This window comes from Empedobacter tilapiae (genome assembly GCF_004785645.1).
Classification (GTDB): Bacteria; Bacteroidota; Bacteroidia; order Flavobacteriales; family Weeksellaceae; genus Empedobacter; species Empedobacter tilapiae.
In genome coordinates this window covers 154,384-176,151 of the sequence record NZ_SRPE01000009.1, presented here as the reverse complement: position 1 = coordinate 176,151, position 21,768 = coordinate 154,384, and the positions used below count along the sequence as shown (strand labels likewise).

Sequence of the window (21,768 nt, the reverse complement as noted above, 5' to 3'; positions counted from 1 at the left end):
TTACTTGTCAAAAAAATCTTTTAACATTGTATTCGAAAAAATAAAAGCTAAAATGAGTGATTATATTCAACTTTATTCAATTGATAATATTTTAAGAACTTACAAAGAAGAAGCAACTGATCGTAGGTTAGCAATCTTTGATGTAGGTCCTGAAAACAATTATTATTTTGTAAAACGAAAACCTTATAAGTTTACGTCGCTTGGGTTGATTTTAATTACAGCAGGAACATGTGAAATCACGGTGAATTTAGAACCAACGTTAATCAAACGTGATGATATTATTGTGGTTCTTCCAGGTCAGTTGTTCGAGATTATAGAACACTCGGTTGATTTTGCTGTTCAAGCAATATTCATTGATTCAGATTTGATTATTGAAGCTGGTTTTCACGTGAAATCCAATAATTTAGTAGAGTTTTTGTCGTCTAAATATCCCAAGATTATTTCTTTAGATAAAAAGATTGTACGCGATATGCGCTACAATTTGAACAAGATTAGTAAATATACAATCAAGAACGAAAATATCTTTGCAAAAGATTTGGTTTTACATCATTTTTCGGTCTTGATGTACGAGATGGGAAATTACTACAACCAAGCTGTAATGGCGAAAAGTACAACGAAAGAAGTCAGAAAGGAGGAATTAGCTAAACAGTTTTTGTATTTAGTTTCAACTCATTTTCGTCGTCAGCGTAATGTACAGTTTTATGCAGATGAAATGTTTATTAGTCGTAAGCATTTAACCAAAATTATTGTCGAAGTCTTTAATAAATCACCTAAACAAATCATTGCCGAAGCCATTGTATTAGAGGCAAAAGTCTTGCTAAAGAACCCAAAATATAGTGTTTCTGATGTTGTGACAGAATTAAATTTTATAGACACTTCCGTTTTTAGTAAATTTTTCAAAAATTATGCAGGTGTTTCACCTACAACTTTCATCGCTTCTAACTAATAATTGATGTAAATCAATGTAAATGTGAAAGTTTTCTAAAAACGTCTTTTTGACATATTATTACGTTTATTTCGCTAACTAATTTGTTAAATTGGATAGACCTTTGTTGCTCAAATTTTTATTGATGCGTCTTTTAGGAGATAATCGATACATGAAATTTGAATGAAAAGAATTTTATGGTGGTAGATTTTACAAAAAAAATATTTGCACATATTTCAGCAATCGGTGGTTATGTGCCAGAAAATAAACGAACTAATTCCGATTTAGAAAAGATTACAGACACTTCTGATGAATGGATTGTAAAAAGAACAGGAATTAAAGAACGTCGTATTTTAGAGGAAGGTTTAGCGACTTCTGATATGGCGGTTAGTGCAATTCAGAATTTAATTGATACATACAAAAAAGACATCAAAGATGTTGATGCGTTGATTGTTGCGACTTCTACACCAGATATGTTGATGCCTGCTACAGCAAATATTGTATGCGAAAAGTTAGGAATAGAGAATGTTTGGGCATTTGATATGAATGCAGCTTGTTCTGGTTTTTTATATGCGTTGGACATGGGTGCTTCGTTGATTGAAAGTAGACGTTACAAAAATGTTTTGATAATTGGTGCTGATAAAATCAGTGCGTATGTAGACATCAAAGATCGTTCGACAAATATTTTATTTGGAGACGGAGCTGGAGTGGTTTGGTTAGAGCCTACAAATGAAGAAGGAATTTTGGATGCTTTGTTACAGAGTAATGGAGCTGGAAAAGAATTCTTGAATATAAAAGGAGGTGGTTCTTTATATCCAGCGAGTTCACAGTTGTTGGTTGATGAGAAACGTTACATTAGACAAGATGGGAAAATTGTATTCAAAAATGCAATTCAATCAATGAGTGATACGTGTGTCAATGTTTTGAAACGCAACGATTTTTCTGTAAAAGATGTAAATTGGTTGGTTCCGCATCAAGCAAATAAACGAATTATTGATGCTGTTGGTAATGAAATTAATATTGAAGAAGGTAAAACTTTAATTAATATTGAGAATTATGGAAACACAATTGCAGCGACAATTCCGTTGTGTATTTGGGAGAATACATCAAAATTAAAGAAAGGAGATTTATTGATGTTGACAGCCTTTGGAGCAGGTTTCTCTTGGGGAGCAAGCTTATTGCGTTGGACAATTTAATCAATAAAAATCATATATTTTTGTTCATAAAGAACGGCAAGAAATTGTCGTTCTTTTTTTATTGTAAACCATTAAATTCTTCACCACACTTCTTGCATTTGAACACGTTTTTGTAGTAAATAGGGTAGACCCAAAATATGATAGAAGATAATAAAGAAAGTAAGCCTTTTCCACCTTTCATCGACTTGTAATTACTGTAATATTCATTACTTCCACATTTTGGGCAGACAAGAATTTCATCTAAATCATTGGTATAATTTGAAGCATCAATTTCGTCCAGAACTTTCATAGCACGATCAGTATCTTCTTTCTTAATTTTTACTTTCACACCACCAATTGCATTCGATAAAAACTGATTCATACCAACCGAATGTTCATCAAAAACAAAAGCATCAATTTGTTCACTTTCTAATTTCGAACGTAAAATATGTGCTTCAATAGGGCTTTCAAATGTTTTTATTGTAATAAGTTCCATGCTAATTGTGTTAAATATTCAATTCAATATCCGATATAAAATTAGTTCTTTTTATCTTAATGTCTTAAATTTTTTAGAAGATGAAAAATGTAATTCAATGTTTATTTTTAATTGTATTGATGATGAATACGACACATGCACAAAATCTAAAGCAAGTTGCTTATAAAGATGGCTCACAAAAATTGAATGGTTTAGTAACCGATAATACAACAAAGAAAAGTCCAGGAGTTTTGATTTTACCCGCTTGGAAAGGAGCTGATAACGAAGCAAGACAAGCCGCAATAGATTTAGCAAAAGAAGGTTATATTGCGTTTGTTGCAGATATTTATGGAGAAGGAAACAATCCGAAAGATAATGCGGAAGCGGCTAAAGTAGCAGGAAAATATAAGTCTGATTATATAGCTTATCAAAAAAGAATTGATTTAGCGTTGAAAGAATTAATCAAGGCTGGTGCAGATCCAAGTAAAATTGCTGTAATTGGTTATTGTTTTGGAGGAACAGGCGCATTAGAAGCTGCTCGTGCACAATTACCTATTATGGGTGTTGTTTCTATTCATGGTGGATTAGCAAAAGATTTGGCTCGAAAAAATATTCCTCTTAAAACGAAAATTTTGATTGAACATCCTGCTGAAGATGAATCTGTAAAATTCGAAGATATTTCGAATTTAGTAATTGAAATGAACGATGGAAAAACAGATTGGCAAATGATTACTTACGCAAATTCAAAACATACATTTACCAATCCAGAATCACCTGATTACAATAAAGTAATGGCAGATAGAGCTTGGCAACATACATTATTGTTTTTGAAAGAAGTATTGAAATAATTGTTGTTACTTAGCAAGTATACTTGATAATTTAAAAAGGATGTCAAAATTAAAGGAGATAAGAGATAAATTAAATATTACGCAAGAAGAATTAGCTGAAAAATCTGGGATTTCTGTCAGAACGATACAAAGAATTGAATCTGGAGCAGTACCAAAAGGTTATACTTTAAAAACGCTTTCTAAAGCTTTAGATATTTCGGAAAAGGAATTGCTTGAGGATAAAAATGATGAATCTATTGAAGATTCTTCGATTGATTTATTACCTAATTCTGTAACGCCAGTAGATATTGATTTTCAAAAAATAAAATGGATTAATCTATCTTCTTTACCATTTATTATTTTTCCGCCTTTTAATATTTTTATTCCATTATTACTTTCATTTGTTTTTAAACAGAAAAACCTACTTACAAAACAAATTATTTCTCTTCAAATTTTATGGACAATATGTGCTCCAATAATTTTTATGTTAGGTATTTTTTTAAAGTTAGGAAGATCATTTACAGTTGTCTTATTAATTACAATTGTTCTATCTAATGTTTTTCTTATACTTAGAAATCTTGCTGAAATTGATAGAAAACAAAAAATGTTTTTTAAACTAAATTTCAGTATAATATAGCTTTGTCAGGTAGATGTCGGGTAATTGTCGGGGTTATTTTTAGTAACAGAAATAATTATAAATAATCTTTGTTCAAAAATTTTATCTATGAGAATAAGAAGCTTTTATCTAAGTTTTGTTTTTAATTTTTTCGCTATTATTAGCTATGCCCAAAATCTAGATTTACGAGTACTTAATAAGACTATTTTAGCAAATGATAGTTTACTATTCGATGTCGGATTCAATCAATGTGATATTTCACAATTTGAAAATTTATTAAGTAAGCATCTAAAATTTTATCATGATAAAGATGGTGTTTCAACTAAAACAAAATTTATTTCAGATTTGAAAAATGGTATTTGTAATCATGTTGACAATCGCCAAGTAAAGAGATTTTTAATTAAAGATAAAACCGAAATTTTTCCGCTTTATAAGAATGGAATTATTTATGGTGCTATACAGAATGGAGAACATACTTTTTCTGAAAAAAGAGAATCTCAACAGGGAGTTGCAAAATTCAGTAATGTATGGATTTTAGAAAATAAAAGCTGGAAATTGGTGAATTCGTTTAGTTTTGATCATCAAACTTATAAGGATAATTCAATATCAACTGGCTTGTTTGAAAGTGATTCGTTAATAACGAAATGGTTAGATTCAAATCATGTAAAAACACTTGGGCTTGGAATAATTGAAGATGGTAAACTTCAACAAATCAAAATTATTGGTCAAACATCTGAAGGCAATTCAGCTCCTTATAATTCAATTTTTAATGTGGCTTCACTTACCAAACCAATTACAGTAATGGTTGCTTTAAGGTTAGCCAGTTTAGGTAAATGGAATCTTGATGAACCAATATATCATTTTTATACAGATTTTGATATATCACTTGATGTAAGAAATAAACAATTAACTACGACACTGATACTTAGTCATCAAACAGGTTTTCCGAATTGGAGATCAGATACAGATAATAAAAAACTACAATTCATTTTTGATCCTGGAACTAAATATGGTTATTCTGGAGAAGGATTCGAGTATTTGCGAAAAGCACTTGAGAAAAAGTTTAAAAAATCATTAAATGAATTGGCACAAGAGCTAATATTTGAACCTTTAAAAATGCATGATACTGAATTTCTTTGGACTAAAAATACTGACGAATCAAGATTTGTAATGGGGTATGATAGAGTAGGAAATGCATATGAAACAGTTAAAAACAAAAAAATAAATGCTGCGGATGATTTACATACAACAATTGCTGATTATGGGAATTTTTTAGTAAATGTTCTTAATGGAGGCAATTTATCCGAAGATATTTTCAGGAAAATGACGCAACAATATTCTAAAATTAAAGAGAATGAATATTTCGGATTAGGCTGGATCATATATGATTTAGGTAACAATGAGTTCGCAATTTCGCATAGTGGAGCTGACAAAGGTTCTCAGTGTCTGGTAGTGTTATTGCCTCAATCTAAAAAAGGTGTATTAATCTTTACAAATTCAGATGAAGGTTATAAAGTTTATAACGAATTACTAATACATTATCTTGGGGAGAAAGGAAAGAGAATTATTGAAATTGAAAATTAATCCTTATCTGATAACCAACTGTATCATTTCATACCAAAAAGCAGCTGTAAAAAAGCCTACAATAATACTGATTCCAATAATCAAATTGGTTAGTTTGGTGTTGAGTTTAAATTGTTCCGCAATAATACTCGATGTCACTAATGTAGGCATTGCAGCTTCAAAAATAGAGATTTTAGCCACATCACCTTTTATTCCAATTAGGATAGCTAAAAGCATTACAACTGCAGGCGCAATCATTAATTTGTAAAACATAGACATCGAAATTTGTGACCATAATTTTCTCCAACCATTAAACTTTAATTGCAATCCAACTGAAAATAAAGCCAATGGACCTACGGTTGCAGCTAATTTGTCGAAGGATGGTTCTGCAGGAGATAAGTCGATAAATTGAGATAAAATCAATGCACTAATACAACCTAAAAATGGAGGGAAAGTAAATAATCGTTTCAAGATAAATTTAGAATCTATTGCTCCAGATCCATTGCTTCCCCCTTTTAATGCAGAAACTATTCCGATGGTTGACAAGCACAAAAACATGGTTTGATCACAAATAATAGCAATACTTAAATATTTTTCTCCATAAAATGCTGAGATCAAAGGGAAACCAATAAAAGATGTATTGCTATAGCCGCTTGCCAATTCCAATGTTCTTCTCGAACGCTCCGAATAGCCTTTTGCTTTGCTGTAGAATTTCATGTAAAACAAACTTCCAACGGCAATAATGACAGTAGAAAAGATAGGGAATAACATTTCTTGCGACCATTCTACTTTTGGTAAATACTTAAACGAGACTGCTGGTAAAGCCAAATATAAAATCCATGTGTTGATCCCTTTATGTGCATCAGGATGTATAGATTTTGTTGCTTTAAACACCATTCCGGCGATTATGCAGACTGCGATTAATATAAAGTTTACCATTTTTAGATATTTGGAATGCAAAGTTACAATCCCATTTTTTTTTACCCTTAAGATATCACTTTTTATTCAATGCTTATTTTTTATAAAATGGCAACATTAGATATATTTAATTTATTATTATCGAAAATTACTTTTGAATAATGATTTTCATTTTCCAAAATAGCTGTAAATGGAGTAGGAGTTATTTTATCAGTTGTAGGAAACCAAGTTGTTTTAATAAAGTAATTTGGTAATAATATTTTCCCTTCATCTGAGCCATTAGTACCAAAAGTTTCAAAATCTCCTTTCCAGAATTTAGATGTTGTTTTCTCTTCTAATAATTGATTGGTAGTCTCAATATCAGTTGTAGGTAAACCAATTTCAGAAATTCCTAAAATAGAATGTTGATTAAATTCTGCATCGTTCTCATAAGCTAAATCATAATGTGTAATCATCTCAGCAAGATTTCTAGCCTCATCATAGAAATAAAAAGATTGTGCATTCCAATTTTCGAAGTTTGCAATGTGTTGATCAGCATCGGTGTTTAGGATTTTAGTTTTATTTTGTATCCAATCAAACGCCTTTTCGAATTGATTTTTACAAACTAAAAAACTGAAATGATAAATATGTTCTTCGTCCGATTTTATAAAAGTTAATCTTGTCCAACCAACTTGTAAACTAAACTGATTTTCGTTTTCTTCAATTAAATCAAAAGCTAAAATAGTCGTATAAAATGATTTCGTTTTTTCTAACTCGTTTGTATATAATTGTAATTCTCTTATTTTCATTTTGTTATTTTTTATAAAAGTAAACCAACTAAAAAGAAGAAAATAACAAGTTGAATTGATTTAATTAATCGCGTTATAAGTAAAAAGATTAATCTACTTCATACTCCAATAAGGCGAGATATGGATTACCTTTTAACTCAAGAAGTTTTGCAAAAGCAGGTTCAGTTTTGTACCCATTCTTTTTAAGTTCGATGATTTTGTTTTTGAATGATTCATCAAATTTTTCAAGTAGTTTCGCCTCAATGAGCATATGTCGATAGGCATTTTGTTCGGTTGGAATCTTATTCTCTAAATAAATCTCAATTTCAAATGTATCAATTCTAAAATTACAAGTCAAACAAGTTTCGTTATTGTTTGTTAATTGATCGATTTTGAATTCAATATGATGAGAAAAATTCTCTGTTAAATGATTCGTAGCGTTTTCAAAATTAGATGTTTCACCAATAATATCAATGTCACTATTTTCAATATTGATTTCGATCGGAATTGTACCTACGACAATAGGTTTGTATGTGTCAAGTTTTTCTAAAATATGATGATTACGCAACAAATGAAACACATTGTGTTGTATTTCATTTCCGTGTTCTAAATAATCAATGGTAAGAAAATCTTGCATCATTTTATTCTCATCATAGTTACCAAAGAAGTAGCAGCATGCGTTTCTTTGTTCGTTGTTTCGTCAACCACAAAAATCTCTGTGCGTATGGTACTAATCTTTTTTCCGCCTTTTATGACATAGGCTTTTGATAGTAAATAATCACCCAAAGCAGGTCGCAAATAATTCACCTTTAATTCAACTGTTACCACGTAGCAATCGTCGTCATAGTGAGAAACAGCAGCATAACCAGATGAAACATCAACCAAAGAAGCAATCATAGCGCCATTAAACATTCCATGTTTACGTGTCATCATTTCTTGTTTCGGAATCTTAATCGAAACATAGTCTGTTTCGCATTCAATAAGTGATGCGTTATAAAATTTTAAGGTTTCCGAACGATTAAAACTTGCTTCTACTAATTCTCTTTTTTCTGGCGTCATATAAAATTGCTTTCAACAAATATAGAGATTTGTCGAAAGCAATTTCAGTTATGCAGTTACGTTATTCAAGTTTTCTTCTTTGATAATTGTATTTTGATGCGACAAAATTACTTTATCCAAACCGCGGTAATAATTTCCTTTGTCGACGGTAATCAATAAATTATTTTTCGGAATTTTATTAATAATCTTATCGTTTGGGAAATGTTGTTTCGAGTTTTTGAAGGTAATAAATACATCATCTTCAGTTAGATTTTTGACATCATCTTCCGAAATAATATCAATCAATTCATAAGGTAAATAAAGTTGATCGAAGATATAATGAAACGTTTTAAGGCGTTTTCCGTTCAATTCTTTGCTATGTTGCAAAAAGTTTCTCAATCTATGTACAACAGCGTAGAAATTACCTACCAAAGGTGGTTTGGGAATATTACGCTCGAACAAGCAACCATCAATCAGACTAAGCGGAAGTTTGATGTTTAATTCATCTGTTTTTACATTGTATAGATGACGATAATCCAAACCTCTTCTCTTGAATTCTTCGATAATATGATCTTTTAGCGCAGGAACTGTAATAGGCAATTGTTGGTTGATAAAATCGACCAATTTTTCATCTGATATAGGAGCTAAATTAAGCTCAGAAATGTTTTGTGACATACAATAAATAGTTAAAATAAAACAATTATTGTATTTCGATAATAGGGGATTTTTCGTTGTTTTTGGATGAACTCCCGTATTGTTTTACCACCGTGGAGACTCCTCTCGGTTGGTATCGTTTTCTACGATTCGAAATACGATGTAAAACTACATAAAAAATTGAACATGTAGTAATGTATTCTAATAATTTTATTTTAAAACGATTATTTAGAATAAAATTCTAAATAGGGTTTTGTTTCGAGAATAAAGTTTTAAATAATTACTTGATTTGTTTTTTAATATTCTACCACATAGATACATCGTAATAGATGATTTGGTATCAAAATCAGTAGTTCAAACATAGTATTTTCATCGTAGATGAAAACTATTGTATATCTATTCGTCTCTAGTTATAATTATGTCTCTATGTGGTTATAATTTTTATGTTCTGAATTAGATGTGACTCTAAAATGAGTTTAGGGAGACGACTTCGTTATTAAAAATAGAGATTTAGAAAATTTTACAAATAATTAAGAAAAAATTAATTGTTTGCCGAAAATTATTTTATACATTTGAATAACAAAGTAATTAAAAAATGAAGTTTACGTGCTTATATATGTCGATTCGCAAACAGGTTTGGAATATCCAGACGTGGGAAAGTCATGTATACTAAAAAGAGATTTTATTTTTTAATATATTTTATGTTCCCTGTCGAGTTTCGATGGGGATTTTTTTTTGAACAAAAACAACAATTACCAATATAAAATTAAAAACAATGCAAAGTTTACAACAATTAACGATCCCAGTTTGGCCCTTAGAGGACAACACAATCTTAAACAATGTTTCGGTAACATTTCAACTTTTTGGACTTCCATTAGGAACTGCTCCAGTCATTTTGATTAACCATTCCTTACACGGAGATTCAGATTGTACCTATCATTGGGATGGGGTCATGGGAAAAAACAAAGCAATTGATCTTAATGAGTATACGGTAATCTGTATAGATATTCCTGGAAATGGCATTTCCCAAACCATAAAGTACGACTATATTCCACGCGATCACATTACAGCACGCGATGTAGCGGTGTTGTTTTGGTTGACGTTATTTGAATTGGAAGTAGACGAGATTTTTGCCATTATTGGTGCAGATTTAGGTGGAGGATTAGCGTGGGAAATGGCTTGTTTGTTCCCAAATAAGGTGCTGAATATTATTCCGATAGCAGCAAGTCCTAAAACAACAGATTGGTTGGTAAAAGAGCCAACTGCCAAAAGCGAATACCTGAAATCTATTTTCTATTCGATAGATATATCACGCAATAGAGGCGATATATTGCAAGTTTCGCAATACATCAAATCGAAGATACATGTGATTTATGTGAAGGACGGAAATTTGTTCAACAAAGCTGAGTTGAAACGTTATTACGCCAAACTGCAAGAGTTTAACAAAGATGTGCAGTTTCATGAAATAGAACAAATAGAAAACAACGAATTATTGAAAGCCAATATCGATGAGGTTGAAAAAATAGTAGACGGTATCCTCGAAAAAGAATTTATTAATAATGTTGCATAAACCAAAAAGCTCCTGAGAAGGAGCTTTTTTTGTGGTTATATTTTTTGTCTGAAATATCAAGTTACGCAACAGTTGCCAATGTTAGGTAACGTTTTTATTTTTTATTTTTATAAATAATTTTTGAAGTTTAACAGGTTCTGTATTGAAAATTGTATGTCCAGATTTTCTAAACCAAAATAATTTTTTATTTTTTGATTTTAACTCTTTATAATATTTGTTTGCCAAAGTATGATAACTTTGATTATCAGCACTTCCTATAAAAAAGTAGATTGGGCACTCAATATTGGGATAAGAGGAAGGTACATTTGTTTTCGCATTTTCTTTCCAAATAGGAAACCATTCATCCATCCATTCATAATAAGAATTTCGGAATTCTTCTGTTTCTACTCCTTGAACCCCGTTATGAATAAAAAGCCATTTTTGTGCGTAAAAAAAATCATTTTTTGTTTGAATAGGTAGATTAACTTCGTTTAATTCTTTAATTGCTTGATTATTATTGGTTTTATTAGCCCAAGATTTTAAATCCTGCATAAAAAGTTTGGAACTTTCGTTTGCGTCAATAACTGGACTTACTGCAATGTAAGCCGCAATTAACTCCGGATGTTTGTGTGCTATTTCAAATCCCATAACTGAACCCCAAGAATGTGACAGTAAAAATATTTTCTTCTTATTATATTTTTTCTTTAAATACTGAATAACTTCTAGTGCATCAGATTGTAGCAGTTTAATGGAAGTATCAGATTTATTTAATTTTAGAGTTTCTCCAGTATTTCTTTGATCCCAATTTACAACAAGAAAATCATTTAATAATTTATTTGTAAAATTTGGAGCAAATGACAATAATGATTTACCAGGACCTCCATGTAAAATTAAAAGAATTGGATTTTTTTCATCATTACCTTTTATATTTATAAATTGTTTTGAGTTACCAATTTCTACTATCTCTGAGATATTTATTTTGGTTAAATTATTTTCTAAATCTTGTGCATGAACGCAATAAGTAAATATTATTAAACAGAAAGTAAAAAAAAAAAATTCTCATGGGATATAGTGGTTATAAAATGTTGCTTAATATCTATATTAGTGAAACTAAATATACAAAAGTTTCTTAAAAAAACAACAATAGTTGTATTTGGTAATATTAAGAATAGATATACCAAAAAATCATAATCAAACCCTTTGTTGCAAAACTATAATTCCACAAATTTCCTCCCACTTTCGTTCGTGTTTTCTTCGACCGTTCTTCGAGGAGAATGTCTTTTTGTTGAAATATTGATGAATCATACAGGTAAGTAATTTAGGAAAAAAACATGTATTATTTTAGAACTCTAACCTCACCATTCATATATTCATAGTCCCAACTAGATTCTGAAACATTAAGAGTAGGTTTCCCTTCTTGATCATATTCTCTTGTTTGTGTTTTACGAAAGTTATTTTTAGATAAAGATTTATAATATAAGTCTGTAAAAACACCTAAGTTTTGAAATGGGTTTTGCGATTGATCATAATTAGAGAAAGTTGTTACTTTTCGTTCTTTCTTTTTATAATCAATATACGGAGGGATATCTTCATTATAAAAATCATAGTCTGCATCTCTGTAAACCAAACTATCTAAATTTCCATTTGTATTAAAGTAAAAATTTCTACGATTTCTCAAATCATTTGTAAAATAATGATCAGTTACAAATAGATCGATATACTTTATCTGATTATTTTCATAGACATATACATATTTTTCTGTATAGTTTGGTATTGCTCTATAGGTCAAAGTAGCCTCAGAAATTTGTAGCCCATTAAATGTATAAACATGCGTATCATTTAGATATTGATACCAATCTAATTTAGAAAATTTGGTAAGATTTGCAGTTTTTCCAGAATAATCTACATTAGTTTCTAATAATTTAGAAAATATAGTTCTATAACCAGAAGCAGAGCTAGTTTGTATCCAATCACCAATTCTTTTGGTAATTTTATTATTTTGATATTCTAATTTTATGGTATCATATCCCTCATAAGTAGATACGAAATAACCTTTTGGATATGCGGTAAATGTATTATTTTCAACTGGAATAATAACATCATCTTCGTTATTACATGACCAAAATAAAATAAATAGTAATAAGTAAAGATATTTTTTCATGGTGTTAATTTGTTTCTGTTTATTCTAACAAGTTTTGAGTGAATCAAATTTCCAAATATACCAAAAAAATACAATTAAACCCTTTATTGTAAAAACTGCAATTTCACAAATTTCCTCCCACTTTCGCTCGTGTTTTCTTCGACCGTTCTTCGACGAGAATGCCGTTTTTCCGAAGATTCGTCGAACAATGGTCGAACGATGGTCGAACAAGCTAAAAACCGACTAGAAATATGAATCTTATCTACCTATGATAAATAGTGGTTTAGTGAAGTTTTTGTTTTGCTATAATACTATTATTGTATAAAATATTGATTGACAAAATTGGACAAATGTGGACAGAACTGGACATATGCGGACACAAAATTGCGTTTTTGTAAATGATATTGTTTCTGATGCTAACTTTATGAATATTAATCAAAAAAACTTGCAATTATGGCAGAAATTAAAAAAGGAATCCTTGGTGGATTCTCAGGGAAAGTGGGAACTGTAGTAGGCGTTAATTGGCGCGGTAAGGACATTATTCGCAGTTTACCAAAAAAATCGAAAAGGCGACCTACTGATTTGCAGCTGATGCAACAGATCAAATTCAAGAAAGTGATTGATTTCTTGCAACCAATTCGTCCAGTTCTTAATCTGTATTTTGGGAATAGAGTTGGGTTGAAATCGCGCTACAACATTGCGACATCTTATATGCTGAGTAATGCGTTGGAAATGGTGAATGATTTGCCTATTATTGTGTTGGAGCGTGTGCTGATTTCGAAAGGAGATTTGGTTGGTTTTTTACAACCTACGATACAATTGGTTGGTACAGATAGTTTTGAATTGAATTGGGAAGATAATTCAGGACAAGGAAATGCGAAGTCTACCGATATCGTGAATCTTGTGTGTTATTGTGAGGAACTAAATTCGTTTGAAGTTTTTCAAAATATCGAATCGCGTTCTGGACTGGTTGTAAATATTCCATTACCAACATATTACAATGGTAAAAAAGTTAATTTTTGGGCATTTCTTAACAGCCAAACAAAAACAATAGCAAGTACTAGTATCTATCTTGGAGAGCATACAGTTGTGTAATTGTAGTTTTGAGAGTTGGAGTGATCTTCTTAAATTGGTTAACAGACTATCTTGTGCAAGTAGTTATGAAATAACAATAATAGGTAAAAATATAAATTAATTTTGCGTAAATAGTTGTTGTTTAATTTGTAAATATTTGGTTATTATTTATTTGTGTTGTAGTTTAGTGAAACTTATCAATAACTAAATAAATGGACGATGAGCTATTTTTACAAAAAAATGGAGAGGCATTTAAGGAAATGAAACTCCTGTTATTGGAATTACAAAAAACTCTTCTACTATTGGGGGAAAATCAGAAATTCTATGATAATGCAGACCTGAAAAGTTTGCTTAACGTAAGTGACAGAACGTTGTATCGGATGAGGAAAATGAATAAAATTCCTTTTTTTAAGGTGGGTAATAAATATTATTATCCAAAACAGTTTTTTAACCAAATGGCTCTTTGATAAGAGCTTTTTTTGTGGGATGTTGGGAGTATTTTAAATTGTGTGTATTTGTATGTTGTTGAATGAGATAGAATTTGTTTAGTTTTGCGGAAAAATAAAATTAATAACTGTAACTAAATTGAAAAACTGTCGTCTTTAATATAAAAAACCATGAAATATGAACTATAAAATTTTTATTCTCATCTCTTCAACTTTACTTTTTTCATGTCAAACTCTTCAGAAAAATAAAAAAAATTATGACACGAAAAATGATCAATTAACTAAAAACTTAGAATTAGCATGTGAACAAGATGCTATTAAAGGATTTTCGGTTTCTGTAGTTAACGAAAAGGGATTGATTTATGAAAACGGATTTGGATTTACAAATATTGAAGAAGATAAAACATATACATCGAGTACAACTCAAAATATAGCTTCAATATCTAAGACATTAATCGGTATTTCTTTACTTAAAGCGCAAGAATTAGGGAAATTAAATCTTAATGATCCAATCAATAATTATTTACCTTTTAAAATTATCAATCCAAATCATCCTGAAGTTCCGATATTGATTAAGCATTTGGCATATCACACTTCTTCAATTACAGATTTAGATGAAATTTATGCAAAATCGTATGTTTTAGCTAAAGATAAACATGATCAAAATGAAGGCGTTTACGATTATTTCAATAAACCCGAAACAAATATATCTCTACATGATTTCATGAAAAATAGTTTGAGTGAAAATGGAAAATGGTACAAAAAGAATACGTTTTTGAATTCGAAACCTGGAGAAGAGCGTGAGTATTCTAATATCGCTGCTGCTCTTTGTGCTTTAGTTATAGAATCTGCAATTGGACAAGATTATCGAACTTTTACTCAAAATTATATATTAAGACCATTACAAATGCATCATTCAGGTTGGAAATCTGAAGATATTGACATTACAAAACGCACAAGATTATTTGCAAACAAAGAAAAAATGATTGCCGAATATTCACTTATAACATATGCTGATGGAGGATTTATTACATCTAGTCACGATTTAGGATTGTTTTTATCTGAATTAATAAAAGGATATGAAGGAAATGGAAAATTGTTGAGTAAAGAAAGTTATAAAAAACTGTTTGAAAAACAAGAATTTATAGATAACGGAAAAACAGAAAATTATGGAATTTTTATTGAGTTTAGAGATGGTTTCTTAAAAGTTAAGAATAGTATGATTGGTCATAATGGTTCTGATCCGGGAGTTTTTACTGCCATGTATTTTAATCCTACAACTAAAATTGGTAAAATAATTTTGGTGAATACCGATACTGATTTTACTGATAATGTGTGGCCTGAAATAGAAGATATATGGAAACATCTATCTGATTACGAAAATAGTATTAGTAAATAATTTCTTCTATAATGAATGATTTAGAGAGAATAGTTAACTAGAAAAACTTTTATAATAATAAGTTTTTAAAATATAAGATAAATACAAAGGCTTCTCCATCTTTAATGATGTAGAAGCCTTTATTGTTTTTAATACTATTGATAATCAGTATTGAACTGATAGTGATTTTAACCTCTAAAATGTCCTACCCATTCTTTGAATTTACCAAATTGTTCTATTAGAAAAGATTCTTTTTCTTCTTCCTCTTGTGGTGAGTCTGATCCAATAGGTAGAATATGTTCAAAATAAGTTCCTTTTAAAACTTTATTTAATAAACCTTCACCCATAAATGGTTTATCATCGTTCAACGTTTTAGTTGCTTTTAATAAATGGCGAATGTCGTATTGTAATGGATTAATGTCTGGAACTTGCTTATTTAAATTAAGTAATTCATAAACTGCAATACGTGCGGTACGAACAGAACTTTCCATTGTGAAAACTACATCGTTATTGGTTTCTACAAATTGACCTACTAAGCCTAGATTCTTACATTCATCTGGAACTACTTGTGGGCGGTCTCCTTTTGCTCTAGGCATAAACATAGATGTGATGTAAGGCATATAAGCAGAACGTGTGATTGTATTCTCAATAACGTCGTCTATTTGGTCTTCAATTCCTAAATGATAGCATAATTCTGTTAGGATTTCGTTTCCTGTACAAGAAGGCATTGTTTTCTTGATGTAGTTTCCTTCTTTATCCATAAATAATGCATAAACCCAAAGCACTAAAATATCATCTGGTTGTGTAGGGAAATGTGGTTGACGATTACAAGTAAAACTCATTAACCAATTAGAATCTGTAATTGTAATAATTCCGCCTGTAACTGTTTGACCTGAATATGGATCATTAACAGAATATTCTTTTAGTTTTTCTACTAATGCAGAAGGTTTACAAGTTAAAGTAACAGATTCCCATGAAGATTTTTCAATATTCCCACAAAATTTTTCTGGACGACCAAAAACAGGAGATTTAGCAGAAAGGTTTTTCCATAGTTTCCATCCCGCACTTTGACCACTTGTATTATTATCTATCGCTAAAACTGGTGCTGTTGTATTATCTCCATACGCAGTATCTTCGGTCATGGAACCAGTAGTTACAATAACATAATCATTTGGTGTGACAGGAATAATTACATCTTTCCCATTTTGTTCTGTTATAATTCCTTTGACTACTTTTCCTTCTGTATTAATCAATAAATCTAAATCTTTAACCAGCGTGTTTAACTGAATTTTTACTCCTTTTTCTTTTAACCATTTACCTAATGGCGTAACAAAAGTGTCGTATTGATTGTATTTAGGAAACACCAATGAAGAAAGATCATTTAAACCATCAATCGCGTGTAAAAAGCGATGCATATATAATTTGAATTCTAGTAAACTATGCCAATTCTCAAAGGCAAACATTGTACGCCAAAATGTCCAGAAATTACTTTCTAAGAATGATTGATTAAAATAATCTTCAATCGTTATGTCGTCCAATTCTTCTTTTTTCTTCAACAAAAGTTTGATAATAGCTAATTGATCTTTCTTATTCAAACCAAATTTACTAAAGTCTTTTACTTTCCCTTTTTCATGAATTAAACGTGCAATAGAATAATTAGAGTCATTATCATTTACTAGTCTATATTCGTCTAAAACACTATAAGGTTCTGGTAACTCTAATGCAGGAATGTCTTGAAAGATATCCCATAAATTCTCGTAGGTACAATCCATTTCTCGACCTCCTCGAATTATGTAACCATCTTTTGCATTTCCAGCTCCATCTAACGAACCTCCTTCGACCTGAAGTTGTTCTATAAATGTTATATTCTCTGGAGTGAAATGTCCGTCTCTAATAAAATAATAGGCAGTAGCTAAACCTGCAATACCACTTCCCACAATATATACCTTACTGTCCTTATAAGATTTTGTAGGAATTCCTTTATTGCGTTGGTAATTTCCTATTTGATCAGAGAAAGGATAAGACTTTTCTGGAGTGTTTCTTGGTGTCTCTTTACTCGCATCTGGTTGATGATCAATATTTCCGTAGATAGTAGAATGATTTAAAACGTTGTCAAATTTTGAAGTAATTTTATCCATAATTATTTATTTTAAGATTCTACAATAAAATTACGCTTTATTACTTTTCTAAAGTATCCCGAAATTCGTCATTTGTATCCCAAATTTCTTTTTTTATATATGTTGTTGTTTTCTATATTGTTGAGGAGAAATAGAAGTGTATTTTTTAAAAAAACGACCAAAAGATGAAGAAGAGTTGAAACCTAGGTCTAATGCTATCTGGACAATTGTTTTCTCTGAATAACCAAGCAAAACATATGCTTCTTTTAATAAATATTCGTCGATAATAACATGTGGAGTTTTCTTAGTTGCTTTTTTTACAAGATGGATCAAATATTTATTTGTAATAAATAATTGATCTGCATAAAACTGTACGTCTTTGTGAGCGATAACATTTTCTTGAACAAGTTGTGTAAACTTACAAAATAGAGTGTTGATTTCGCGGGAATGGTTTTTATTTTCTTTTGAATATTGTTCAGCAATTATAGAGGCAGATTCAAGAAGTAAAGTAAAAATAATTGATCGAATAATATCTTCTAAGAACAAAACATTTCTTTCTCGTTGTTCTTGAAGATAATTGATTAACATAAAAAGATGATTCGCTTCTTTTTTATTTGCCTTACAAACTGTAAAGTTTTGATGTGTAAACAAATTAAGTTTATCAATAAAGAAAGGGTTAGAAATGTTTTTAAGGAGAAAATTTTTCTCAAAAAATAACAATTTCATTCTAAAATTAGAGCTAGTATCTAGAATTTTCAAAACAGTAGAAGGAGCAGAAATTAAGAATTCATTTTGAGAAATACAATATTTCTGAGAATCTATCTCAACTTCTATTGAGCCAGATAAGCAAATACAAAATGCATAAAAGTCGATTCGAAATGATCTTTCAGGAAATGCAAAAATTGGATTTCCTGATGAGATATAATATAGTTTATTACAATTTACGCCATAAAAAGACAAGGTCTCTTTTAAATTTTCATAGTTTTTCATGTTTGAAAATAATAGTTGGTTAGATCGTTTTTTAGGGCAGTAGAATTGATAAAGCTAAAATAAGAATTGTTTAGAAAGTATTAAATACAATAAGGTATTTTAATTGTATTTTAATGTAGAAGTTATTTTTTATATCATTTATTCAGTTATCAAATAACATAATCGAACTTTTATTATTATGGAAATTTAGATTTATGTTATTGTTATGTAGTTTTTTATATTTTATTATTTCAGGAAATATAACATCTTTTTTTAATTAAAATTGTCTCCTTATTTGTCCCCTTTTCAATGATTGATTTAAGTCACTAAAACTATAATTTTAAGAGATAGAAAAGGCTTTATAAGTTAATTCATGTAATTCACCATTATAGAATGATAACTTAATCTTAGGAGTGATAATTAAAATAATAAATATATAAAAAATATGTACGAAGGAACAATTGGTGAAATTCGGATGTTTGCTGGTCAGTTTGCTCCTAGGAATTGGGCTTTCTGCCATGGACAAATTTTACCTATTAATCAGAATCAGGCTTTATTTAGTGTACTGGGAACGATGTATGGAGGAAATGGCGTAACAACATTTGCCTTACCGGATTTTAGAGGTCGAATTCCTGTAGGGTTTTCAAATGAAATTCCTTTAGGGGAAATGGCAGGAGAAGAAGCACATGCTTTAACTTCTACAGAAATACCTGCGCATATACATCTTGTAGAAATAAAAGGGAATCATTTCAAGGTAAGTGCAGAGGATGCTACTCAAGCAAGGATTACACAAGGTTCTAGTCTGGCTGCACCTGTTGAATCAAGAGGTCGTATGAAAGTTCCTACACAAGGATTTGTACAGACAGAACCAAACGTGGAGCTAAATAGTAACTCCGTTGGTTTAGGTGATGTTACACTGCAACCAGAAGGAGGAAACCAACGACATGAAAACCGTATGCCTTCTTTAGGGATGAATTATGTGATTTGTTTATTTGGAATCTATCCATCAAGAAATTAATTTATGGAACCAACAATAGGAGAAATTAGAATGTTTGCTGGAAATTTCGCCCCTTATGGATGGATGCTTTGCCAGGGACAATTATTGTCTATAAGTGGAAATGAAGCATTATACACTATTATAGGAACGTTTTACGGGGGAGATGGTATTTCTACTTTTGCTTTACCAAACCTTGCTAGTCGTGTACCAGTTGGAATGGGACAAGGATTGGGATTAAGAAATATTATTTTGGGTGAACAAGTAGGAGCAGAAAGAGTAACACTTACGAATCCACAATTACCTGCTCATACTCACGCCGCAGATAAGAATTCAGTACAAGTAACAAATGGAATTGCGAGTAATATGCCATCTACTGAACACGAACCAACAAATGGAAAAAGTTTGGGTGTTGCAACAAATAAAGGAATTTCAACTTTAGGGTATAATCAAGAAGTACCTAACATGACGTTACATGAAACTACATTGAAAAATGAAGATTTAACGAAAACAACTTTACCGGTTGGAGGAAATCAGCCCCATAACAATATGCAACCTTATTTGGGGATTAATTTTATTATAGCAATAGAAGGAATTTATCCTTCAAGAAGTTAGAATTTATGGAAGAAGCCTATATAGGAGAAGTGAGATTATTTGCTGGCAATTTTGATCCAAGAAATTGGGCATTTTGTCATGGTCAATTAATAGCTATTAGACAAAATACGGCCTTGTTTTCAATATTAGGAACAACATATGGAGGAGATGGACGAGAAACTTTTGGCTTACCTGATTTCAGAGATCATGTGGGGATGGGTGTAGGACAAGGACCTGGACTATCTGCAAGAGTATTAGGTGAAACAGGAGGAGAAAAAAATGTAACACTATTGACACACGAAATGCCATCTCATACACATGGAGTTGTGTTGTCAGATGAACCAAAATTAAAAGTTAGTTCGTCTCCGGCTACGCAAACAGCACCTATTACAGGTTCATCAATTGCTCAGCCCGGATTTTTGGTAAACGGTTCTTTCGCTCCAACAATGGGAGTGAATTTAGAAGAACCTGAAGTAGAAATAAATGCGAATATAGACATGAAATTGAGAACACAAGTTTCAGGTGGATCAATTGCTCATAACAATATGCAACCTTATATTGGGATGAATTATGTGATTTGTTTATATGGAATTTTTCCTCCTAGATGGTAATTAAATATTAAAAATATGGAAAGTAATAGACGTTCTTTTCTGAAACATACCGCATCCTTAATGGGAATAGCGATGTTGAATCCTTCGTTGAAAGGGTTGGCAAATGTTTCTAAAAATATACAAGGATTAACAGATGATTCACATCTCACGATTTATCAAACTAATAATATAGATCAATCAATAGATCGTTCTATTTATAGTCAAATTAAGAGCGAATTAAGTAATCAACCAACAAACGGAATTTTGGTGGATGCAGGTAATTTATTTCGATTAGAACAATTAAATAAATCAACCTTTCAGTCTATTAATTCTGTTGGTTATCATGCAGTTGCTTTAAGTGTGAATTATTTTAAATTAGGAGTTAAACCCTTTTTAGATTTAGCAAAAGCTTTTGATTTTCCATTTGTAAATTGTAATTATTCTTCTCAGGAAAAAGATTGGAATGAAGTTATTCTCCCTTATGTGATTTTGTATACTAAAGAGTTAAAAATTGGAATAACTGGGGTTGCTGAAAGTGTTTCTAATGCTTCAATTCGTGTTGATAATCCTTATAAAGCAGCCAATCGAATAGCAAAAAAATTAAAAACAGAAGATCAATGTGATTTGGTCATTTGTTTATCACAATTGGGAATGGATAAAAGTAAATGGAATAGCAAAGATTTAGCTCTGAAAAGCAAAGAAATTGATTTTGTTTTGAGTACGGTTCAAGGACAGAAATTTAATTATCCCCTAATCTTAAAAAATAAAAAAGACCAAGAAGTGATTTTAACGCAAGGTGGAATGGGTGGAGAATTAGTTAGTAAAAGTAGTGTTGGATATACTATGCAAAAGAATAGAATTAGTTTCGAACATGCATTTATTATGCCTGCTTCATCTTTTGCAAAATCAACTGAAATTCAACGAAAAGTAAAAGAATTACAATATGTATAATATCAAAT

General features: G+C 30.5%; 23 protein-coding genes and 1 riboswitch. Of the genes, 13 read left to right on the top strand and 10 right to left on the bottom strand.

All coding sequences use genetic code 11. From position 1 onward, the window contains the following. Positions 1-52 precede the first annotated feature (52 nt). Both E4J94_RS13310 and E4J94_RS13305 read left to right on the top strand, forming a co-directional pair. The gene (locus tag E4J94_RS13310) at positions 53-946 is read left to right on the top strand and encodes a helix-turn-helix domain-containing protein (RefSeq protein ID WP_135836286.1); all 894 of its coding nucleotides are present in this window, start codon (positions 53-55) and stop codon (positions 944-946) included. Positions 947-1,122: 176 nt separating this feature from the next. Beyond that, positions 1,123-2,121: a beta-ketoacyl-ACP synthase III gene (locus E4J94_RS13305; protein WP_135836285.1), complete on the top strand. Its 999-nt coding sequence runs from the start codon at positions 1,123-1,125 to the stop codon at positions 2,119-2,121. Between the two features lie 58 nt (positions 2,122-2,179). On the opposite strand, the gene E4J94_RS13300 is transcribed toward E4J94_RS13305, so the two are convergent. Then, positions 2,180-2,596, bottom strand: a complete 417-nt coding sequence (locus tag E4J94_RS13300; RefSeq protein WP_135836284.1) for a putative signal transducing protein — start codon at positions 2,594-2,596, stop codon at positions 2,180-2,182. 80 nt (positions 2,597-2,676) lie between these two features. On the opposite strand from E4J94_RS13300, the gene E4J94_RS13295 reads away from it, so the two are divergent. The 3 genes from E4J94_RS13295 to E4J94_RS13285 all read left to right on the top strand — a co-directional run bounded on the left by E4J94_RS13295 (position 2,677) and on the right by E4J94_RS13285 (position 5,602). After that, positions 2,677-3,423, top strand: coding sequence for a dienelactone hydrolase family protein (locus E4J94_RS13295; protein ID WP_221411294.1), 747 nt, complete (start codon positions 2,677-2,679; stop codon positions 3,421-3,423). Positions 3,424-3,463: 40 nt separating this feature from the next. Continuing rightward, positions 3,464-4,039: a helix-turn-helix domain-containing protein gene (locus tag E4J94_RS13290; protein ID WP_135836283.1), complete on the top strand. Its 576-nt coding sequence runs from the start codon at positions 3,464-3,466 to the stop codon at positions 4,037-4,039. Positions 4,040-4,126: 87 nt separating this feature from the next. Then, a complete protein-coding gene (locus tag E4J94_RS13285) occupies positions 4,127-5,602 on the top strand; it encodes a serine hydrolase (RefSeq protein WP_135836282.1) in 1,476 nt (491 codons plus the stop codon). 3 nt (positions 5,603-5,605) lie between these two features. On the opposite strand, the gene E4J94_RS13280 is transcribed toward E4J94_RS13285, so the two are convergent. From E4J94_RS13280 to E4J94_RS13260, 5 genes are all read right to left on the bottom strand, one after another. Then, complete coding sequence (locus E4J94_RS13280) at positions 5,606-6,520, bottom strand: AEC family transporter (protein ID WP_135836281.1); 915 nt, start codon at positions 6,518-6,520, stop codon at positions 5,606-5,608. Positions 6,521-6,600: 80 nt separating this feature from the next. Further along, positions 6,601-7,287 (bottom strand): VOC family protein, encoded by a 687-nt coding sequence (locus tag E4J94_RS13275; protein ID WP_135836280.1) that lies wholly within the window; start codon positions 7,285-7,287, stop codon positions 6,601-6,603. Positions 7,288-7,375: 88 nt separating this feature from the next. Then, positions 7,376-7,906 (bottom strand): DUF4269 domain-containing protein, encoded by a 531-nt coding sequence (locus tag E4J94_RS13270; protein ID WP_246034334.1) that lies wholly within the window; start codon positions 7,904-7,906, stop codon positions 7,376-7,378. Continuing rightward, positions 7,903-8,325, bottom strand: a complete 423-nt coding sequence (locus E4J94_RS13265) for a PaaI family thioesterase (RefSeq protein ID WP_038337190.1) — start codon at positions 8,323-8,325, stop codon at positions 7,903-7,905. The genes E4J94_RS13270 and E4J94_RS13265 overlap by 4 nt, the downstream gene beginning before the upstream one ends. A 48-nt stretch (positions 8,326-8,373) precedes the next feature. Then, positions 8,374-8,979, bottom strand: a complete 606-nt coding sequence (locus tag E4J94_RS13260; RefSeq protein WP_135836278.1) for a hypothetical protein — start codon at positions 8,977-8,979, stop codon at positions 8,374-8,376. Between the two features lie 48 nt (positions 8,980-9,027). Further along, a riboswitch (SAM-I-IV-variant riboswitch) is annotated at positions 9,028-9,122 on the bottom strand. A gap of 611 nt (positions 9,123-9,733) precedes the next feature. Between E4J94_RS13260 and E4J94_RS13255 the strand changes: the two genes are divergently transcribed. Beyond that, entirely contained in the window at positions 9,734-10,528 is a 795-nt protein-coding gene (locus tag E4J94_RS13255) for an alpha/beta fold hydrolase (protein WP_135836277.1), read from the top strand. A gap of 81 nt (positions 10,529-10,609) precedes the next feature. Here the strand turns inward: E4J94_RS13255 and E4J94_RS13250 are convergent, their stop codons facing one another. Continuing rightward, positions 10,610-11,398 carry an alpha/beta fold hydrolase gene (locus tag E4J94_RS13250; RefSeq protein WP_262710486.1) on the bottom strand — a complete coding sequence of 263 codons (789 nt, stop codon included), beginning with the start codon at positions 11,396-11,398 and terminating at the stop codon, positions 10,610-10,612. A gap of 445 nt (positions 11,399-11,843) precedes the next feature. Beyond that, positions 11,844-12,668: a hypothetical protein gene (locus tag E4J94_RS13245; protein ID WP_135836275.1), complete on the bottom strand. Its 825-nt coding sequence runs from the start codon at positions 12,666-12,668 to the stop codon at positions 11,844-11,846. Between the two features lie 432 nt (positions 12,669-13,100). On the opposite strand from E4J94_RS13245, the gene E4J94_RS13240 reads away from it, so the two are divergent. The 3 genes from E4J94_RS13240 to E4J94_RS13230 all read left to right on the top strand — a co-directional run bounded on the left by E4J94_RS13240 (position 13,101) and on the right by E4J94_RS13230 (position 15,566). Continuing rightward, positions 13,101-13,742 (top strand): DUF6266 family protein, encoded by a 642-nt coding sequence (locus E4J94_RS13240; RefSeq protein ID WP_135836274.1) that lies wholly within the window; start codon positions 13,101-13,103, stop codon positions 13,740-13,742. 191 nt (positions 13,743-13,933) lie between these two features. Continuing rightward, positions 13,934-14,188 carry a helix-turn-helix domain-containing protein gene (locus tag E4J94_RS17920; RefSeq protein ID WP_135836273.1) on the top strand — a complete coding sequence of 85 codons (255 nt, stop codon included), beginning with the start codon at positions 13,934-13,936 and terminating at the stop codon, positions 14,186-14,188. Positions 14,189-14,345: 157 nt separating this feature from the next. Continuing rightward, positions 14,346-15,566: a serine hydrolase domain-containing protein gene (locus E4J94_RS13230; RefSeq protein WP_135836272.1), complete on the top strand. Its 1,221-nt coding sequence runs from the start codon at positions 14,346-14,348 to the stop codon at positions 15,564-15,566. A gap of 167 nt (positions 15,567-15,733) precedes the next feature. Here E4J94_RS13230 and E4J94_RS13225 read toward each other — a convergent pair whose 3' ends face one another. Both E4J94_RS13225 and E4J94_RS13220 read right to left on the bottom strand, forming a co-directional pair. Next, positions 15,734-17,683 carry an oleate hydratase gene (locus E4J94_RS13225; RefSeq protein WP_135836271.1) on the bottom strand — a complete coding sequence of 650 codons (1,950 nt, stop codon included), beginning with the start codon at positions 17,681-17,683 and terminating at the stop codon, positions 15,734-15,736. Between the two features lie 93 nt (positions 17,684-17,776). Continuing rightward, positions 17,777-18,652, bottom strand: a complete 876-nt coding sequence (locus E4J94_RS13220; protein ID WP_135836270.1) for an AraC family transcriptional regulator — start codon at positions 18,650-18,652, stop codon at positions 17,777-17,779. A 424-nt stretch (positions 18,653-19,076) separates the two neighbouring features. On the opposite strand from E4J94_RS13220, the gene E4J94_RS13215 reads away from it, so the two are divergent. From E4J94_RS13215 to E4J94_RS13200, 4 genes are read left to right on the top strand one after another with little or no spacing between them, the layout of a single operon-like run. Beyond that, on the top strand, positions 19,077-19,649 hold the full coding sequence (locus tag E4J94_RS13215; protein WP_135836269.1) for a phage tail protein: 573 nt from the start codon (positions 19,077-19,079) through the stop codon (positions 19,647-19,649). A 3-nt stretch (positions 19,650-19,652) separates the two neighbouring features. Then, entirely contained in the window at positions 19,653-20,240 is a 588-nt protein-coding gene (locus E4J94_RS13210; RefSeq protein WP_135836268.1) for a phage tail protein, read from the top strand. A gap of 5 nt (positions 20,241-20,245) precedes the next feature. Then, a complete protein-coding gene (locus tag E4J94_RS13205; RefSeq protein WP_135836267.1) occupies positions 20,246-20,830 on the top strand; it encodes a phage tail protein in 585 nt (194 codons plus the stop codon). A 15-nt stretch (positions 20,831-20,845) separates the two neighbouring features. Further along, the gene (locus E4J94_RS13200) at positions 20,846-21,760 is read left to right on the top strand and encodes a bifunctional UDP-sugar hydrolase/5'-nucleotidase (protein WP_135836266.1); all 915 of its coding nucleotides are present in this window, start codon (positions 20,846-20,848) and stop codon (positions 21,758-21,760) included. The last annotated feature ends 8 nt before the right edge of the window (positions 21,761-21,768 follow it).

What these genes read in the sequence shown, in the direction of transcription:
- E4J94_RS13270 (WP_246034334.1), bottom strand. Translation starts at nt 7,906, where the DNA reads ATGATGCAAGATTTTCTTACCATTGATTATTTAGAACACGGAAATGAA.
- E4J94_RS13200 (WP_135836266.1), top strand. Translation starts at nt 20,846, where the DNA reads ATGGAAAGTAATAGACGTTCTTTTCTGAAACATACCGCATCCTTAATG.
- E4J94_RS13310 (WP_135836286.1), top strand. Translation starts at nt 53, where the DNA reads ATGAGTGATTATATTCAACTTTATTCAATTGATAATATTTTAAGAACT.
- E4J94_RS13220 (WP_135836270.1), bottom strand. Translation starts at nt 18,652, where the DNA reads ATGAAAAACTATGAAAATTTAAAAGAGACCTTGTCTTTTTATGGCGTA.
- E4J94_RS13290 (WP_135836283.1), top strand. Translation starts at nt 3,464, where the DNA reads ATGTCAAAATTAAAGGAGATAAGAGATAAATTAAATATTACGCAAGAA.
- E4J94_RS13240 (WP_135836274.1), top strand. Translation starts at nt 13,101, where the DNA reads ATGGCAGAAATTAAAAAAGGAATCCTTGGTGGATTCTCAGGGAAAGTG.
- E4J94_RS13210 (WP_135836268.1), top strand. Translation starts at nt 19,653, where the DNA reads ATGGAACCAACAATAGGAGAAATTAGAATGTTTGCTGGAAATTTCGCC.
- E4J94_RS13285 (WP_135836282.1), top strand. Translation starts at nt 4,127, where the DNA reads ATGAGAATAAGAAGCTTTTATCTAAGTTTTGTTTTTAATTTTTTCGCT.
- E4J94_RS13255 (WP_135836277.1), top strand. Translation starts at nt 9,734, where the DNA reads ATGCAAAGTTTACAACAATTAACGATCCCAGTTTGGCCCTTAGAGGAC.
- E4J94_RS13215 (WP_135836269.1), top strand. Translation starts at nt 19,077, where the DNA reads ATGTACGAAGGAACAATTGGTGAAATTCGGATGTTTGCTGGTCAGTTT.
- E4J94_RS13260 (WP_135836278.1), bottom strand. Translation starts at nt 8,979, where the DNA reads ATGTCACAAAACATTTCTGAGCTTAATTTAGCTCCTATATCAGATGAA.
- E4J94_RS13245 (WP_135836275.1), bottom strand. Translation starts at nt 12,668, where the DNA reads ATGAAAAAATATCTTTACTTATTACTATTTATTTTATTTTGGTCATGT.
- E4J94_RS13295 (WP_221411294.1), top strand. Translation starts at nt 2,677, where the DNA reads ATGAAAAATGTAATTCAATGTTTATTTTTAATTGTATTGATGATGAAT.
- E4J94_RS13300 (WP_135836284.1), bottom strand. Translation starts at nt 2,596, where the DNA reads ATGGAACTTATTACAATAAAAACATTTGAAAGCCCTATTGAAGCACAT.
- E4J94_RS13280 (WP_135836281.1), bottom strand. Translation starts at nt 6,520, where the DNA reads ATGGTAAACTTTATATTAATCGCAGTCTGCATAATCGCCGGAATGGTG.
- E4J94_RS13305 (WP_135836285.1), top strand. Translation starts at nt 1,123, where the DNA reads ATGGTGGTAGATTTTACAAAAAAAATATTTGCACATATTTCAGCAATC.
- E4J94_RS13205 (WP_135836267.1), top strand. Translation starts at nt 20,246, where the DNA reads ATGGAAGAAGCCTATATAGGAGAAGTGAGATTATTTGCTGGCAATTTT.
- E4J94_RS13275 (WP_135836280.1), bottom strand. Translation starts at nt 7,287, where the DNA reads ATGAAAATAAGAGAATTACAATTATATACAAACGAGTTAGAAAAAACG.
- E4J94_RS17920 (WP_135836273.1), top strand. Translation starts at nt 13,934, where the DNA reads ATGGACGATGAGCTATTTTTACAAAAAAATGGAGAGGCATTTAAGGAA.
- E4J94_RS13225 (WP_135836271.1), bottom strand. Translation starts at nt 17,683, where the DNA reads ATGGATAAAATTACTTCAAAATTTGACAACGTTTTAAATCATTCTACT.
- E4J94_RS13230 (WP_135836272.1), top strand. Translation starts at nt 14,346, where the DNA reads ATGAACTATAAAATTTTTATTCTCATCTCTTCAACTTTACTTTTTTCA.
- E4J94_RS13265 (WP_038337190.1), bottom strand. Translation starts at nt 8,325, where the DNA reads ATGACGCCAGAAAAAAGAGAATTAGTAGAAGCAAGTTTTAATCGTTCG.